The 17,341-nt window shown below is 31.0% G+C and carries 13 protein-coding genes; 7 read left to right on the top strand and 6 right to left on the bottom strand.

What is annotated here, in order from left to right; all coding sequences use genetic code 11:
* Nucleotides 1–137 precede the first annotated feature (137 nt).
* A complete protein-coding gene (locus B6F84_RS00375) occupies nucleotides 138–380 on the bottom strand; it encodes a hypothetical protein (RefSeq protein WP_148690378.1) in 243 nt (80 codons plus the stop codon).
* 534 nt (nucleotides 381–914) lie between these two features.
* Between B6F84_RS00375 and B6F84_RS00370 the strand changes: the two genes are divergently transcribed.
* From B6F84_RS00370 to B6F84_RS00345, 6 genes are all read left to right on the top strand, one after another.
* A complete protein-coding gene (locus B6F84_RS00370) occupies nucleotides 915–2,576 on the top strand; it encodes an alkaline phosphatase family protein (RefSeq protein WP_148690377.1) in 1,662 nt (553 codons plus the stop codon).
* An 841-nt stretch (nucleotides 2,577–3,417) separates the two neighbouring features.
* Nucleotides 3,418–4,566: a LamG-like jellyroll fold domain-containing protein gene (locus B6F84_RS00365; protein ID WP_148690376.1), complete on the top strand. Its 1,149-nt coding sequence runs from the start codon at nucleotides 3,418–3,420 to the stop codon at nucleotides 4,564–4,566.
* A gap of 10 nt (nucleotides 4,567–4,576) precedes the next feature.
* Nucleotides 4,577–6,097 carry a hypothetical protein gene (locus B6F84_RS00360; RefSeq protein WP_148690375.1) on the top strand — a complete coding sequence of 507 codons (1,521 nt, stop codon included), beginning with the start codon at nucleotides 4,577–4,579 and terminating at the stop codon, nucleotides 6,095–6,097.
* Between the two features lie 42 nt (nucleotides 6,098–6,139).
* The gene (locus tag B6F84_RS00355; protein WP_148690374.1) at nucleotides 6,140–6,607 is read left to right on the top strand and encodes a hypothetical protein; all 468 of its coding nucleotides are present in this window, start codon (nucleotides 6,140–6,142) and stop codon (nucleotides 6,605–6,607) included.
* 554 nt (nucleotides 6,608–7,161) lie between these two features.
* The gene (locus B6F84_RS00350) at nucleotides 7,162–7,884 is read left to right on the top strand and encodes a lipoate--protein ligase family protein (RefSeq protein WP_148690373.1); all 723 of its coding nucleotides are present in this window, start codon (nucleotides 7,162–7,164) and stop codon (nucleotides 7,882–7,884) included.
* Entirely contained in the window at nucleotides 7,881–8,117 is a 237-nt protein-coding gene (locus B6F84_RS00345) for a hypothetical protein (protein ID WP_148690372.1), read from the top strand. Before B6F84_RS00350 ends, B6F84_RS00345 begins: the two co-directional genes overlap by 4 nt.
* A gap of 134 nt (nucleotides 8,118–8,251) precedes the next feature.
* Here B6F84_RS00345 and B6F84_RS00340 read toward each other — a convergent pair whose 3' ends face one another.
* From B6F84_RS00340 to B6F84_RS00325, 4 genes are all read right to left on the bottom strand, one after another.
* Entirely contained in the window at nucleotides 8,252–9,304 is a 1,053-nt protein-coding gene (locus tag B6F84_RS00340; protein WP_148690371.1) for a hypothetical protein, read from the bottom strand.
* Nucleotides 9,305–9,653: 349 nt separating this feature from the next.
* The gene (locus B6F84_RS00335; protein WP_148690370.1) at nucleotides 9,654–10,598 is read right to left on the bottom strand and encodes an IS110 family RNA-guided transposase; all 945 of its coding nucleotides are present in this window, start codon (nucleotides 10,596–10,598) and stop codon (nucleotides 9,654–9,656) included.
* 929 nt (nucleotides 10,599–11,527) lie between these two features.
* Complete coding sequence (locus B6F84_RS00330; RefSeq protein WP_148690369.1) at nucleotides 11,528–11,815, bottom strand: protein kinase domain-containing protein; 288 nt, start codon at nucleotides 11,813–11,815, stop codon at nucleotides 11,528–11,530.
* A 295-nt stretch (nucleotides 11,816–12,110) separates the two neighbouring features.
* Nucleotides 12,111–12,692, bottom strand: a complete 582-nt coding sequence (locus tag B6F84_RS00325; RefSeq protein ID WP_148690368.1) for an ankyrin repeat domain-containing protein — start codon at nucleotides 12,690–12,692, stop codon at nucleotides 12,111–12,113.
* 1,241 nt (nucleotides 12,693–13,933) lie between these two features.
* Here B6F84_RS00325 and B6F84_RS00320 point away from each other — a divergent pair.
* Nucleotides 13,934–16,270, top strand: coding sequence for a hypothetical protein (locus tag B6F84_RS00320; protein ID WP_148690367.1), 2,337 nt, complete (start codon nucleotides 13,934–13,936; stop codon nucleotides 16,268–16,270).
* 318 nt (nucleotides 16,271–16,588) lie between these two features.
* On the opposite strand, the gene B6F84_RS00315 is transcribed toward B6F84_RS00320, so the two are convergent.
* Nucleotides 16,589–17,038, bottom strand: coding sequence for a CoA-binding protein (locus tag B6F84_RS00315; RefSeq protein ID WP_148690366.1), 450 nt, complete (start codon nucleotides 17,036–17,038; stop codon nucleotides 16,589–16,591).
* Between the last annotated feature and the right edge of the window lie 303 nt (nucleotides 17,039–17,341).

Below are 17,341 nucleotides of genomic sequence, written 5' to 3'. Positions count from 1 at the left end.
TTATCAGATATTTATATATACTAAAAAATCTTAGTTTAATCATAAAATGAAATTTCATTAATTACTCATTTACAAATATTGTATAATATCTAAAAGTAATATAAGAGTAATTATCAAATAATATTGATTGTTTTATTTTAAGTCTTTTTATTTAATATTTCCCTCAATATAGATAATCCAATGAGCACTACTGCAATTATAATTAGAATAGATTGTAATATAGGAAAATTTTCATGAATATCAGAAGATTTACTTGTACCTATTGTAATTACTTTGTATACGTGATATTGTGGAAAAGTTATGTTTATGACAGAAGGTGAGAATATTCTAAGAGTTATGGAAGTCCCATTACTATAGCCTGATGCATATTCCTTAATCATTTATGTATACAATATACTTAGCAGGAGTAAATGATTCTACTTTAAATGATAATGGTACAACGATACCGTTATCAGTTCTAATTCCGACATAACCTATACTATTCCAAGGTATTTCTGAATTATATTTTACTAAGTAAGTTGAAGAATTAATAGTTATAGAGTAGACGCATACTGAAGAATTTACATCTTTGAAAATTACAGTATAATTGCCAGAAGAAAAATAGGCTATTCCACGTGAATTGTTTCGAATAATCTATCATTTCTGTCTCATTTTTTTTTAAAATTCTTTGATGTCTTCAATGCTTGATAATTCATCAATTTTTATACAATATTTGGATACTTCTACCAGTGTCGATGAATCCTTAAACACAATCACTGGTACTTCTTAAGATCGAGCCTCTAAAATGGGTAAACCAAATCCTTACTCTTTAGATGATAGAAAGGAAGAGTGAAATAAATCATAAATACCAATAATGTCTTCATCTTTGGATACACCATTAATTTTAATTCTTGGATTCTCAATACTTTATTAGCATGAATAAAATTAGGAGAAGGCTAGTAGTATTAGGATTGATGATTTTTATTTTATTTTTGGCATCATTTAGTTTTGCTTCACTAGTACATTCTGAAGAGGAAACTTCAACTCCAATTAAACACGTTGTAATAATTATATTGGAAAATCATTCATTTGATAATATCTTTGGAACATATCCTTTTGGAACACCTGAAATAATAAATAATATAACAGAATCAGTAATGAGGCCAGTAGGATTAAACATCAGTTCAGATATTCCTAAAAATCCATCCAATTTAAGCGAAGGAGTTCTCCATCCTTATTATGCTAACTCTATTTTTCTAAGAGATCCTACAGAAGGTTATACTCCATATCATATAGATTGGAATAATGGAAGTATGAATGGTTTCGTAGAAGGTTCTGGAACTCAATCTTTAGCTTACCTCTCATATGAACAAGTTCCTCTCCTCTGGGATTATGCAGAAGAATACACTTTAGCTGATAATTACTTTTCTCCAGTTTTAGCCCCTACACAACCTAATAGAGTAGCTTATCTAACTGGATATCCTACATCAGTAATTGGAGATAATTTTGTATCATCAGTAATTCCATTTAAATATACAATTTTATATCAATTATCTGAAAACGGAGTTTCATGGGCATATTTTGATTACGGATATAAAACTAATCAATCTCTTCCTCCATTTCCGTTAGTAGTATTTTCTGGATCTAAAGATTATTCTTCACATTATTTTAATACAAGCCAATTTATTTACGATCTCAAAACCGGTAATTTACCTTCAGTTTCTTGGTTAATGTTTACTGGAGGAGACGGTCACGATACTCATTCTGCCTTAGATTTACATCCTCCTTATAATTTAACTGAAGGACAAGTTAATTTATCCTACTATATTAATGCTATAATGGACAGCAAATATTGGAATTCCACAGCAATTTTTATCACTTTTGATGAAGGAGGAGGATTTTATGATCAAGTTCCTCCACCAATTATTTATACGTACGGAGAAGGTTGTGATCATTATCTTCAAGAATTAGGCATATATAATTACTCTACACTTGGCCAAAGAATACCTTTACTTATAATATCTCCATATTCAAAAGAAGGATTCATCAACAATTATACATTATCTGGATATACTATTTTGGCTTTTATAGACTATAACTGGCATTTACCATTTTTAACACAAATAGTAGCAAACTCTGACTTATATGGATTATTACAATCATTTAACTTCTCAATGCTTAGACCACCAGTTATAATAACTCCAAAAAATTGGACCTATCCCATACCTCTTCAATATCCTATACATTACGGATACGTAGCAAAAATATACAATAATTATTCAAATTACTATATCCTTTATAAGGACGGATACATCTCTAACTCAACTTTATCTTATGTTTTAAAATTTTCTTACGTTACACAGACTAATTCAGTTACCTCACAAACTATTTCAACAACCAGTACTATGACCACTAGCACAACTAATTCCGAAATAGAAACTTCTAAGACGTTTCTAAATTCTAGTCAAATATCATCTCTCGGATGCACTCCTCCAGTAACGCCAAGTAGATACACAGCATTAGTTCTAATCGTAGGACTTGCATTCTTTAGTTTAGTAGTCCTTTCAATAATAGCATTAAGGAAAATTAAAAAATAATAAAAAGTGCATTGATATAATATCATAATGTTTTACTTCATATTTTTAATCTGTAAATAATATATTTCTACCTAGAAATTAAAGATACAGATTACCAAAGCATTTAAAATATAGAAGATTTACTTACGATTTTATAGAAACCTTAACCTTAAATATATAATAATATTCGAACCTAAATCTATTATAATTAGTATTATTAAATATCTAAAAGAAAAGTATTAACTAAGTATAAAAACAGTTTTATTTACATACTATGAGTATTACATAAAATTTAGGTAATGATAAACGTAAATTGAAAGTAATAAAGTAAATTAATTGAAACTATATTTTTATTTATAAAACGCATTATTATATTTCAAATAAATTATTTTTATAAACTCTTTAAACTTGTAAAGAAGCGAAAATTAAATGTATAAAATAGTCACATATTACTACTCTATGTAATTTTTAACATAATAACGTAAATCTATTATTAATTATAAATAATATATAATACAATAAAAATAATATTAATATTTTGTTAAGATGTAATTATAATATTAAGATTAAAATATATTGATAAGCATAAATGCTACAACGCAAGTATTCTTAAGTGACTAAATACAATATTTTATAAATAGATAAAATTATTAGTATGATTATCTATATTTTTTATTTATTTCTTATATATAGTCTGTTGTTTGTAATACATTAATTATTAAATAGTAGATAATTAAAAAGATTAAATAGAGGAAAGATCCATATTTTAATTTATACCAAAAATCTCGATAAAGATTGTTAAGCAAAGTCTTAAATAGAAAATGCAAAAGATTTATATAGACATTTCTTCTTTATTTTAATCATGCCAAACTACAATAGAAGAGAAGTATTGGATTTGTTAACCAAATCTGGAATATTGGCAGGAGCAGCAATAGCTTCAGGATTAGCGCAAAATAAAGCTAAAAATGTATTAGCATCTTCTCAAACTATTCAATTATCTGAATTATTAGGCATAGTAATTCAAAATGAAAACTCATATACAGCATATAATAATGATGGAGTAGTTTTTGATGGATCGTGCTCAGACGGATCTGGAACATGCGGAATATATGAGCTTATTCAATCTTTAACTTCAGCAGGATATACTCAAGGTAAAATAGGATTAATAGGGAATTTTTACCCAGTAAACTCTCCTCAACTCCAAGGAAATTTCGTTCTAACTGGTGACTCTCAAATTTACTTAAATGCTCAAAGTGTACCCTTTTTTGTACAAATACAAAAAACGCCAAACGTTAAATTACTATGGTATCAGAATGCAGGGATTATCAATACTATAGCCAGTAAAAGAAACGTATTCTCAATAGGTAATCCATACTTCTTACTTAGAGGTCCTTCAAGTAATTTAATTTACACTAAAAACACAATTGGACAGCCAACTCAATTTACAATATCCTTCTGGGCATTAGGATATGGATATCCTAGTTACGGTGGAGGGCATTTCTTGACTTATGGAACATTAAGTAACGGAGTTTCTTGGAAAATACAAGGATATGGTTCAGGCAATATCTCGTTTAAGAATGGATCAAATACAGAAGTAGCAGGTAGGTTTACTCAAAATATAGCTCAGCCTTTTCACGTTGTTATAGCCTATAATAATGGAAGTGTTACAATTTACATTAACGGAGAGGAAGTTGCGTCTGGTAATGTACCTATCACTTATCAATCAAATAATTACTTATGGATAGGTAATTTTCCAATAAATTATCAAATGGAAGGTTTAGCGAATGATAATGAATATCCAACACCATATATTTCTAATATACAGATATATAATACTGTACTTAATGGAAATCAAATAGCAATACTAGCTTCTTCCCAGAATCAAGATCCTGTTGACTATAGTAGTATAATATTTTGGGCATTATACTCTCAGATAGTGCATGCAGGAGATTTAATTACTGGCAATGGATTTGAAAGAATGGTAAGTTTATCGACAAGTGGAGCAATATGAGGTGAGAGGAATGGCTTTAGTTATTTCTGATCATCCAGATGAGGACGTTGATTTTTATGTTCCATCTGGTACTGATGCTACACCAGCTATACAAGAGGCATTACAAGTTTCCAAAATTTATGGTGTAGCTCATATTATAATAAGAGGTACGATTACAGTAGTAGCTCCTTCTAATGGCGATGTTCCTATAGTTTTAGATCATGATATAGATTATTTATTCGAGGGTGATGGGTTAGGAGAAATAGATTATGTACAGACTCCAGGTTATAATGCTGGAACTATGCTTGTATTATCTGGAAATTGGCCTATTCAAGAAGATTATCAAAACATGTCTACCAATTCTGGCGTTATTTCTCCTGCATTAGCTACTTATAGTACTAACGGTTTCTTCATAGGTTTCAAAAATCTTCGTCTAAACAATTATACGAACCAAAGATGGATGATTGCCTGGGGATGGTCTGGTATTCATTCTATCGTAGCTTTTTGGGATAGTGTTGAATTTGTATATGGCGCAAACATATGGATTAATGAAACGTCTATGGCTGTTGTATATAATTGTTACTCTCAATCAGAATTATTATTTGATTCACAAAGCAGAGAAGTTATAGTTTTGGGAAGTAGATTTGAAGGACATGGTACTTTCGCAGTCTCTTCTAGAGGATGGAGCGTAATAGGGTGTACATTCTTAGCTGGAGCAGTACTTAATCCAGGTAATGATGGAAATAATGGTAACGTTATAGGATGCGTATTTGATGGTGGTTCAATAGTTACACAAGGTGCACAGAATCTAAAAATAGTAGCTTGCACTTTCCAGAACGTAACGTTTCCTCCTGCTGAATATAGTGGAGTAATAAGTTATAATTATGGAGGCAGGATGAGCATAATAGGTTGTACATTTTACGGTTTTACAATTTATACAACTGATAATAAGTCAGCTGATAATGGGGTTGCTACATCAGTTTTTACATTTGCATTTAATACATTCACATATTCAAGCATAAACATCCAGGTAAATGACCAACCAGCATATCCAATTAGAAGTGTAGTCATTGTTGGAAATAGTTTTGTATCATCTATGGTGTTTATTTACGCTTGGAATGGCGGACAGATACCAGAGTTTAATAATAAAGTATCTATTCTACTTGTAGGATTCAATACTTTCCAAAATTCTGGCTCTGGAGTGGCATACGGTGTATGGGTAGGGCCAGTAAATAATAATAATTATAGGTTAAGAGCATGGGGATACATTAACGCAGCTGTAACCATAGACTATGCATATTTTATAGGTAATTATTTCATGTGGAATAATGGTTATCATAACAATGGAGATGTAAAACCTGTAGGTATCTTTAACTTAATGCAAATGTCATCGAACATTCAATTAATAAAAAGCCTTAACTTTTACATGAACGTTAATGAACCTAATCCTGACAATCCTAGTGAGTTTAATTCAATCTATCTACCTCAAGGACAAACTATTAATGCACAGTTTAATATAGGTATAAGTGATTCAAATATTGTATATACTTGATTTTTTCATGGCACTTTTTATTGTAGAAAGAGGAATTAATTTATGAAAGTAAAAATTACATATGATGATGGATTTGAAGAAGAAATTGAACCCAAAAAAGTTGAAATTATCGAAGGTAAAGATGATAAGAATATTGCTCACTATAAATTTACGTCTAATGGAGAAAAGATAATAATTATTCATATTTACGTTCCTACAAAAGAAAAAGCTACAGTATTCCCTCAACAATTAAAAGAGAAAGTGAAAAACAGCGTACCTAAAACAGATAAAAACTATCTTAATCAAGCTGATTCTCTAATAAGAAGAGCAGAAAGCATGTCCAATATTTCTGCATTCATGACTCCATCAAAACCTAAATGCTTTTATTGTGGTGATATAGCTGTGAATGAGCATCAAGGAAAACACGTATGCTCTTCCTGCTTCACCATGCTAATGAAGTATAATCCAGAATCAAAAGAATTTCAGAATTACTTAAAAAACAAAGTGAAGGATAAATGGATGAATACATAGTATTAATATTAAACTTATAATACAAATTATTTTTAATTACATATATAGTATATAATTAAATTTTGTTATATATTCGAATAACTTAGACAATATCTTATTTTGTGAAAAACTTAATGAAACTTGACGTTAAATCCTTATGAACAGAAGTCACAAATAGTTTATACTCCACTATCTATAAATTATTCAATATAATATCTAAGATAGATATTATCTTCTAGGACTTTTAATTACTTAAATAATATAGATTTATCATCCTAGAGAAATAAATAATATTTAGTATAATAATCAGGAGAAAATAAATGTAGATTTTAAAGTAGTTTATTAACAAGTTTTTAACTAAATAACGTTATAGAGTAAAATTTTAAAATATATTATGTTGATAAATCATATGTTTAATTATACTTTCATATTATAAAAACTTTTTATGATTAGCCTTAATATAAAACAGTCTATTTATTCCTTATTTAATTTATCTTTTATTTAACAGAAATAAATAAAAATACTCGATCCAATTAACGAAATCTTAAAAGTTTTATTTTTCCTAATGTCTTTACATGAGACTTATAATAGAAGAAGGTAATCCTGGAAGTAGACAAATGGCATTAGACGAAACAATGATGATCCTCCTTTCTAAGGATATTATACCACAAACTGTTAGATTTTGGAACTTCTCTCCTACAACACTCAGTTTAGGAAGATTTTTGTCCGTAAAGGACTGGGTAAACGAAGAAGAGTTAAATAAATTTAACATTCCATTAATAAGGAGATTCACTGGAGGAGGCCCTGCATTGCACGATGAGAAAGGAGAAATAACGTGGTCAGTTGCAATTAAAGGAAACGATATGATGAAAGCTTACGAAACTATAGGAAAAGCATTAGTTTACTCTTTAAAACTCTTTGGATTAAATGGAACTTTTTCTCCAATTAACGATGTTACAGTAGAAGGCAAAAAAGTAGTGGGTATGGCAGGAGCGATGAAAAGAGGAGCAATCCTAGTTCACGGAACTTTCATGTTCGACACAAATCTGGAGTACATGAGTGTTATAAAAATGCCAAAAGTTAAAGAAATTGAAAGAGGACCAGCTAAATCAAGGGTATCAACAATTTCAGCTCTCCTAGGAGAAAAAATAAGCAGAAAAGAAGCTTTACAGAAAATAGTTGAAGGGTTTTCATCAGTATTTCAATTAAAAGAAGGAGAATTAACTGAAATAGAAAGGGACTTTTCAGAAGAATTGAAGTATAAGTATAACAGCAAGGAGTGGACTTATTTAAGATGATTTGCGAAAAAATCGGAAGATCAAAAGCAGGGAAAACTTACATTTTAAGAGTATACGAAAATGGTAAAGTAGAACTAACAGGCGATTTTTTCACATCTGAAGAGGAATTAAAAGAAGTTGAAGAAAAATTGAAAAGAGGAGAAAAACCAGAAAACGTAATTTTAGGATTAGATATGGACGAAATTTTAGAAAAATATCAAGAATGCAAAAAAGAAGAAGGAGAAAATACCTAAAATAAAGAACAGAAGTAGTGTGTGTACTATTTGAATACTTCACGCTGATTCTAAGAACAGTTCTAATTAAGAGAATACCCTTAATTTTTGAATACTCTACAAACTAAAACAGAAGTCCAGAGACAAAAAATCAGTCAGTCTTTTGAGATTCGTCTTATATTTCTCATATACAAGGCTAAACCTACAATTATGACAGTAATTATTGAAAATATTGCCTCTAAAAATAAGAATCCTTTTGTCGTACTTATTACACTATAATCACCATACGCAAACAAAAGCAAAGAAATCAAGCCTAATAAACGAATTGAAAATTTAGAAAAAAACTTAAAAATAGAAATGAAAGAGGAAAAAAGGCTAAGATAAAGCAAAGATAAAGAAGGAACTATCAAAATTATGTAAAACAAAGAATAATTAACAATATTTCCTATTAATACAAGAATAATTGCTATCAAAGATAATGGAAACAAAATAATATTTTTATTAAAACCTAGAAAAAGATTTCTCATCATATAAAATTCAGCAAATATCAAACCAAAATTACCTATAGCTTCTCCATATATTGCTATTTGATCGTAAGACAAAAAAGAAGAATAGACTAAAGGTATAGAAGATACCAAAAAACCTAAAGGGATTAAGAACGAGAATTTTCTTTCAGATTTTATAAAAGTTACTAACGTTATACATACTACTATTAAAGAGGAAGACAAAATATTAGTAAAAAGAGACTGAACAGGCATTACTACCCCTATAGATGCTCTCCATCCTATCGGTAGTATTAACAGTAATTGAGAAAAAGCTATTACAAAAAATAGAGGAAGAAAGGAATTCAAGGTACATATTACAGCGAGAATAATAACCGTTAAAGAAAGTAATATTGCATCTATTCCGTAAATTCCTAGCACATAATAAGGAATATAAATAGCAGTATAAATTACGTACAAATAGTAGCTTGCAAGCCATGAGATAAGAAAAATATATCCTAAAAAAGGATGAGTTTCCCTCGCATAATAATAAAGCCCTTGTTCGCTCCATTTAACGTTAACTAAAAGATAAGTTAAATACGCAATAATAAAACCTAAAAATAAGGAAGGAATAACTATATAAATACTTAAGTGAGTAGTCCCTAAGATTGCAGGAGATAAAGTTGTAAGAACAATAGAAAATAATAGTAATCCTTCTTTATTCATAATAATCTCTGAAAATCTATTTAATAAAAATCTTTACCCAATTTAAGGGAAATAATAATTGACCTCATGTTATCTGATTTGTAGGAAGCTCAATGACTAATAATTTCACATATGCTTAATTTATTTTTAATTAGTTTGAAATATGGGATAAATATTTGTACTGGTTTTATCCTCGTTAGGCTTTATAACGGAAAGAGAGGGGCTTGTTGGGAGTTTCTTTAACAGAAATGGGGGTTAAGGGGGCGGAAGTCCCCATCCGTAAGCTTCCGGTATAAAAATCTTTCTAACCAATTTTTCGCATACTCTCCACTACTTATGCAAACTTTTAGGTTGATTTGCTAGGCAGTTACTACAACTCGTTGTAGGGTTTATTGTAATAACAAACAGCCCAAGTAATAACAGCTAACTTCCTCGCACAAGCGATAACTAACTTCTTTCCCCTCAACTTCCCCCTGTGATTCTCGTAAAATTCCTTGATAGTAGGATTAACCCTAATCGCAACTAAGGCAGAAAGATAAAATAGTTTTCTCAACAAGGCATCACCACGTTTTGAAATTCCTTGATTCAGAACTCTTGAACCACTTTGTTCGGTAAAGGGGTCTAAGCCACAGTAAGCTACAAACTTCTTTTTAGTTGGGAAGCGAGAGAAGTCCCCAACTCTAGCAACTATCAAGGAACCAATGATCTCACCAATACCCGGGATTGTGAAGATCACGTGGTCTCTTGGGATTAGGGATTTTAACTCCTCTTCTATCTTCTTCTTTTGTTCTTCAAAATGTTTTAGTTCTTGTAGTAGGAATTTTATTTCTTCAGCTTCTGGTTCGTTCATGCTCAAGGTTTTTTCAATGTTTTTCTTGTTTAGTTTGTCCTCAAGTCCTAAGGAGTTTAGGTCTCTTCTTATTCTGTTTTTTATTTTGCTTGTTGTTTTTGTTATGAAGTCCCATTGGGTTGTTAGTTCTCTTTCTTTTGAGATCTTTGCCATTCTTGTTTCATCTAGTTTTATTTCTTCAAGCCTTTTAGCGTCTATTTTATCACTTTTCTTTCCTCTTATGCTCTTGTGTTTTGATATTATCAAGGGGTTTAGTATTCTTATCTCGTACTCTTTGCCTAGTGCTCTTAGAACTCTTCTAGTGTATATTCCTGAATCCTCTAGTATTATTTTTGTTTCTTTTGGTAGTATTTTTCGTATTTCTTCATATCCTTGTTCATCGTTGTTTAATTTGTATATTTTACCTTGGTAGCTTAAATACAAGTTTTTCTTTCCTACATCTATTCCTGCTTTTTGTCCCTCCATTTTCCCAACCTCATGTTTTATCCAGGCTTTTGCCCAACTTCCGGTGCGGATGGAGGGGAGGCCAAGCTTACGGCCGAGCTTAAAGCTCCAGGTTGAGTTCGGCCTCATCCTGATCGGGTTTGTATAAGTCAAACCCGACTAATATGTTTTATATGAGGTTAAGGATGAATAGCCTTATAGAAAAAGTTTTTGTATCAACGAAACGAAAATTCATTTGTTCTACTGGCCTGAAAGAGCTGGCTTATGATGGATGGGATTGCCTGTGGAGGGGATACCTCTACTATACGCTTGTGCATATAGCAAGTTTCCCCGGAGAAGCAGGAAATCCTCATCGCGAGGTGGGGATGCTCCGTCTAAGGGAGGAGTAGTTCACGAATGTAAGATGTTTTTCCTTTTACTTCTTCTATAAGTTTTTAGGATAGTTTTCTTCTAGCCATGTTATTTTACATGTCGTATTTGCTTGCAAGAGGGGCTGAGTTTAGGCTATTTCAAAAAATCTCTGTCATTATATTTTTCATTAATATCTGTAAAAAATTAATTAAAATCCAATTTATTTTATTATAGGACATCTTCAAATCATTGTTACTATTTGTGGTTAGAGTTTTAAAGTATGTATCGGATTAATACTAAGTGTATTTGCATTTTTAAATTAAAGAAATACCGAATTCAGTAAGCTTTTAATCCTACTTTAGTTCTTAACAATTCCACTTTCTTTAATACATCCTTAGTATGCATATATTATTTCTGAGTTTACCCTTCCACAATTTTTATTACATCATCACAATCTACTCTCTTGTTTAACTCCTTTAATCAGAATAAATCTTTTCGTACTCTTTATCCCTAATAAAAGTGTAAGACCACCCAATTGTTCTGGAGAAACATAATGTAAAGTCAAGAATACATTACTTGTAATAGACCTCTCCCCTATCTTAGCAATACCCAATCACTTTTGCTCTTCCATTCTCGTCTAACAGAATGTTCGAAGGTTTAATATCCCTATGTACGATCCCCTTAGAATGAGCGTACTTTAAACCATTAAGAGTATCCAGGATAATTCTGGTTGCAGTAATTTTATCAAATTTCTTGCTTTCTAAAGTTCCTCCTCTCATTAATTCCATGACTACGTAAGGTGATGGAGTTATATCGTAGTCAAGCAATTTAACAATATATGGTTTAAATTTAACCAGACTACTACTTCTTTTAAGGAATCTTTTGATTCTTCTCTAATACTTTTATTGCTACTTCTCTCCTATCCTTATCTTTACCTTTGTAAACTGTAGCAAAGCCTCCTTCTCCTAGTTTACTCTAAATAATATAATTTGGTATGTTAGGAAAATTGTTTGAAGATGCGATGCTAGAAGATGGTTTATTGATGATTTTTCTCCTTCTCCTATTATTTTTTGCTTTGTATCAACTTTGGCTGAGGTAGTTGAATATTTCTAGAAAACTGTTCATTTAATACTTTTGTTTTTCATTTTCTTTTGTCAACACGTAACTCGTCTGCACGCTAACTTATTTAGATTCCATAGATTGGAAAATAGATAAAAGCTCTGGGTGCATTTCACGAGCAATATCGATAGGTGTCCTACCATCCTTATTTTTTGAATTTGAGTCTGCACCATGCTCTAGCAAAACTTTAACAATATCAGCATGTCCGTTCTCTGCTGCTCGATGTAGTGGTGTATTACCATAATTATCTTTTGCGTTTATATCTGCACCATACTTGAGTAAAAGTTTAGTAACATCAGCAGACCCGAAATCTGCTGCTCGATGTAGTGGTGTCCAACCATTCTTAGCTTTTGCGTTTATGTCTGCACCATGCTCTAGCAAAAGTTCAGCAACATCAGGATGTCTAAAATCTGCTGCAAAATGTAGTGGTGTTCGACCATAATCATCTTTTGCGTTTGGGTCCCCATTATGCTCTAGCAAAAGTTTAGCAATATCAACACGCCCGAACCTTGCTGCCCAATCTAGTGGTGTCAGACCATACTTGAATTTTGCGTTTGGATTTGCACCATGCTCAAGTAATTTCTCTACTTTTACAATGTCATTAATTATCACTGCTTGAAATAATTGTCTTTTAGCAAAGAACATAACTATTCAATAATAACTAATCGAAGAATTTATATATAAATTTTGGTTATTTAAGTTTTATTTGCAGTTTAAATTTTGATTAATCTGTTTTATATTGTATAAATAAATTTATTATTTAGAGTATATTTAGGTTGTATGGATTGGTGTTGATTTTCTGCTTTTCTGCCTCTTTCCTAGCTTTTTCAGTTGGATTTTTTAGTCTCAGGTCATAGTTTGAGGTCTGCAATGCAAGTTGGTAGTCTCTAAAAATAAATAAAAATTTATAAAAAGATAATTTTATAATTTTTTTGCGTCTAATAAAAATTTATTTCTATAATTTGAATTAATTTGTAGAGTTTCTCAGAAGTTAACGTTAAAATAAGATTACTATGATAATTTGTTCTAGGAGAAAAGGGATATAAGATATTGTTAAAGTAATCATGGTTAATGAAATCTTCTTATTCATTATAGAATAATTTTTAACTTTGATGGGTTAAGGGGGCTGAAGTTCCCATACATAAAAGTGGGATGATTAGCCCTTATAGAATAGCTTTTATTTTTTATAGTTACTAAATCTTTTAGTGAACTATGCGTTATAAACTTAATAGGGTTCACATTCAGTCTACTCACTTATAATTGATCATGATTATAATGCCTCTTTGAATGTTTTGAGGGATGGGGTTGAGATTGCCTGATTTCCTATGGAGGGTGAACCTATACTGTATACCACCTTTAGTGAAGTGGTGTATAGTAGGTTTCATAGAGAAGCAGGAAATCCTCATCGCGAGGTGGGGATGCTCCGTTCGTAAGGCGGAGTAGTTCACATTGTGCTTATCGATAGTTAAAGTTTTGAAGTACGGTATTTAATATTAGATTTTTAGGAACATATGATATGTTTAGATAGAATTTTGGTTATCTCAATAGGATCTAAGATATGATTTAAAATTTTAATAAATTACGAATAATTTAATATTCAATTTTCTTTATAAGAATTATTTTATTTCAGATAGCAGTTATTGGAAAATCTCCTTAATTCCCTTATTCGTCAAAAGATAATACAATTCTCTTATCAAGTTACTCATCACTTTAAATATTATTTAGTTATATAATTAAAAAGATATAGTTTAGTTGTGTCATAAATTAAACAATTAAGCTTAAACGTTAATTTCCATAAACTGTTATTGAGACTTCTATTAGAAAGAACCTGAAATTTGGGTAAAAGTTTATAAAAAGTATCTCCTTCTCTGTTTTCGGGAAAATAAATGGCAGATATGAAAATAGTTGGATTTGCAATAGTAATTGTTATTCTTTTAATAGCAGCAATAGCAGGTTTTTATGAATATTCTACAATATCATCTAAATATAGTAGTTTGCAGAGTTCTTACACATCTCAGAGTTCAACAGTTTCAACATTATCTCAAGAATTGAGCAAAGCACAAGCTAATGCATCATACTATGCTAAGTTAGCAGAAAATAATTTTACACAATACGAAAAATTAATGACAGAATATAATAACCTAGAAAGCATGTACGCTTCATTAGAACACAATTATTCAATGTTAGAAAGCATGTATTCATCATTAGAAGCTAACTATAGCAAATTATTGACTCAAAAAGTAGGTGAACAATACTTAGAAGGTTCAGCTTTAAACACAGCATTTAAAATATGGGATGGAATAGCAATAGAATCTCCATCTGACGTAACACCTTACTTAGCTAGCAACTTTACAGCAACAATAACTGGAGTACCTTTTGCAGGAACTTATAATTTAGAAACCTTTAACTCCACATGGTTATCAGATTTCTTCAGCACTTACGAAACAGTATACTTCTACACTACAGCCTTACCAACAGTTACTGAAATAAATAATGATACATTCTCCATAAATACTGTATTACAATACTTCGTAGCACCTACAAGCGATCCAGTGTACTTACAAGTATTTAACGCATCAGTATCATTAACAGTCCAAATAATTAACGGAATGCCAGAGATAACTTCCATGACATGGAATGGAAACGAAGTATCACCATCAACTGTAATAGCAGGATATCCATCCCAACACACGCTACAAGGAAACGTAGTAACAGATATAGTATTATCAGAAATTAATGCATTAGGAGGAGAATTCGCTCCAACCACAATAACACAAAACTTCGCACCAAACGCGCAATTAGAAATAACTGGTACATTACCTCCAGGATTAAAGAACGGAACATATTCAGGGTTAAGTAACATAACAACATTCTTCTCAAACTGGGATTCATACTTCATATTTGTTGCAGAGTACTCCCAGAATTTATTACCTAACGGAACAGCAATACCTCCATCAGTAAGTGTTACCTTATCACCAAACGGAACAATGGCCGAAGTAATGGCTAACGTTACTCCATTCATAGGATTTGTAAATCAAGGAGAACCAGGATTCCCAGGAATTTATGATATTCATGTAGATTTAACAGCGTACTTAATGTATAATTCTACATCAGCAGAATGGCAAATAGTTAAAGAAACTTGGAATGTTAACGAAATACCAATATCTCAAGATACCTTGTACTATAACTTAAACCAACCAATCTTTAAAGTAATAAAAGAATCAACAGTAATGGTTAACGCTTCAGTAGGAGCAATAGTTCAAGCAGGAAACATAGTATCAATTGTACAGCCAGGTACTTATGCAGCATTGCCTAACGGAACATTACTCTCAGAATACAACTTCTCCTTAGTAATATTTAGCTTACAAGCAGTATATCCACCAGCAGAAGACTTCTTCAATTATACTCCAACTTACGCATTCGCATTCGCTATAAATGGACATATATCTCCAGAATACTCATTAGTAACGTCCAGTAAGCAGGCATCACCAGCAATAACATTCGTATACGGATCAGATACATGGACAAGCTGGACATGGTTCGGAGGAACATTTAACGGAACAGCTTACATAGGAGGAAGCTACAAATTCGCTGACAACTGGATATATGGAAATAATGTATTAGTAAACGTACAGTTCTTCAAGCCAGTACTATGGATATTCGAAACAGCTCAATCACCAATTGGAATGCCACCAAAACCAGTCAACGTATCAGTAGGAGAAGCATATGGATTAACTCCAATAAACGCATATTCCTATACAGTAAATGCGAAAACTGGAGGAGTAATAACTGCAGGAAACATAATGGTAGTAATTAAACCTGGAACATACATGCAATATAATGGAGAAAACCTAACTACATATAACTTCTCAGTAGTGTATTACTCAGTAAGTAACTTACCATCTCCAGGTAATGGACAGGAACCATTCATAGCATTCGCTTACGCAGTAAACGGAATAGTAGGAACAAATGTAGCATTTAGCAGTCCAGTAATAACGTTAGTAAGCACACCAGACCATAATGGAGAAATGTGGACATGGTTATCCAAAGGATATGTATTTAAAGATCCAATAGTATTAGGAAACGGAATAATGATTAACCTAACATTCATACATCCAGTACCTTGGGTTATAACTCTACCAGAATTAAATATGACAAGTACAATGACAACAAGTAGTTCTAGCACTACATCAAGTAGTTCTAGCCCAGGATACTGGGGTTAATGTAGATTTATAGGTTTTCCAATTCAAGTAGTTCTAGCTCAGGATACTATTAAAGGTAATATAATCTTTTTATTTTTCATTCTTTTTATTTATAATGGCAATTATTAACACTTTTAAAATAAAGCTATTTCACTCCTTAGCTAGTGCTTTTTATCTTACGGAAAATTCCCTTACCGTTAAAAGATGGATTCTCTTATTAAATTTCTGTGTTAATAAAAAGATTATTCGCATATCTAAACAATGTTCGTAAAGCATTAATTTCCATTAACTATATAATGAATATATAAAAATAAAAGAAAAAGAAGATAGATTAAAAGGTTAAACTGCTGGTGGAGGAGAACTAACTCCTTCTATTTTCTTCTTATATTCCTTATACATGCACCTATCTTGAATAACTATTAACCCAGCCTTTCTAGCTTTTTCCGCAGCCTCATCATTTCTAATGCCTTCTTGTAACCATATTACTTTAACATCTCCCTTCTCCTTAACTCTCTCTAATACTTCATCAACAATTTTAGGAATTTCAGAAGAAGGTCTAAAAACTTCAACAACATCAACTCTTTCAGGAACTTCTAATAAGGACTTGTAAGCCTTTCTTCCTAAAATCTCGTTAACTGTAGGATTAACAGGAATTACATTATAGCCTTTAGATATTAAAAACTTAGGTACTGCATGGGAAGGCTTAGAAGGATCCTTCGAAAAACCTATCGTAGCAATATTCTTATACTTCCTTAAAACTTCTACAATAGTTTTATCTTCTTCGGACATATTTTTACTTATTGTTTGTAACTATATAAATTTATTTCATAAAATCTTGATATGAGAACGAATAAGCTAACTTATTTTATAAATAATATCACATGGGAACATGGACCAAGTATCAAATACTTAAAAGCATTCAATTAGTTTTAGTAATCTTAAGAAATCTATTAGATTGAAGTTAACGCTAAATTATGTAAAAAGATAATATAAACATTAAATTATTCCAATTAATAACTAGTGTGTACAATTTCAATAATTCATGCTGATTTTACGATGGTCTGATTAAGAGAAAAAGCTTAATTTTTGAAT

It is taken from the genome of Acidianus manzaensis (assembly GCF_002116695.1).
Taxonomy (GTDB): Archaea; Thermoproteota; Thermoprotei_A; order Sulfolobales; family Sulfolobaceae; genus Acidianus; species Acidianus manzaensis.
The sequence above is the reverse complement of the archived record's forward strand: the minus strand, read 5'-3'. Positions and strand labels throughout refer to the sequence as shown.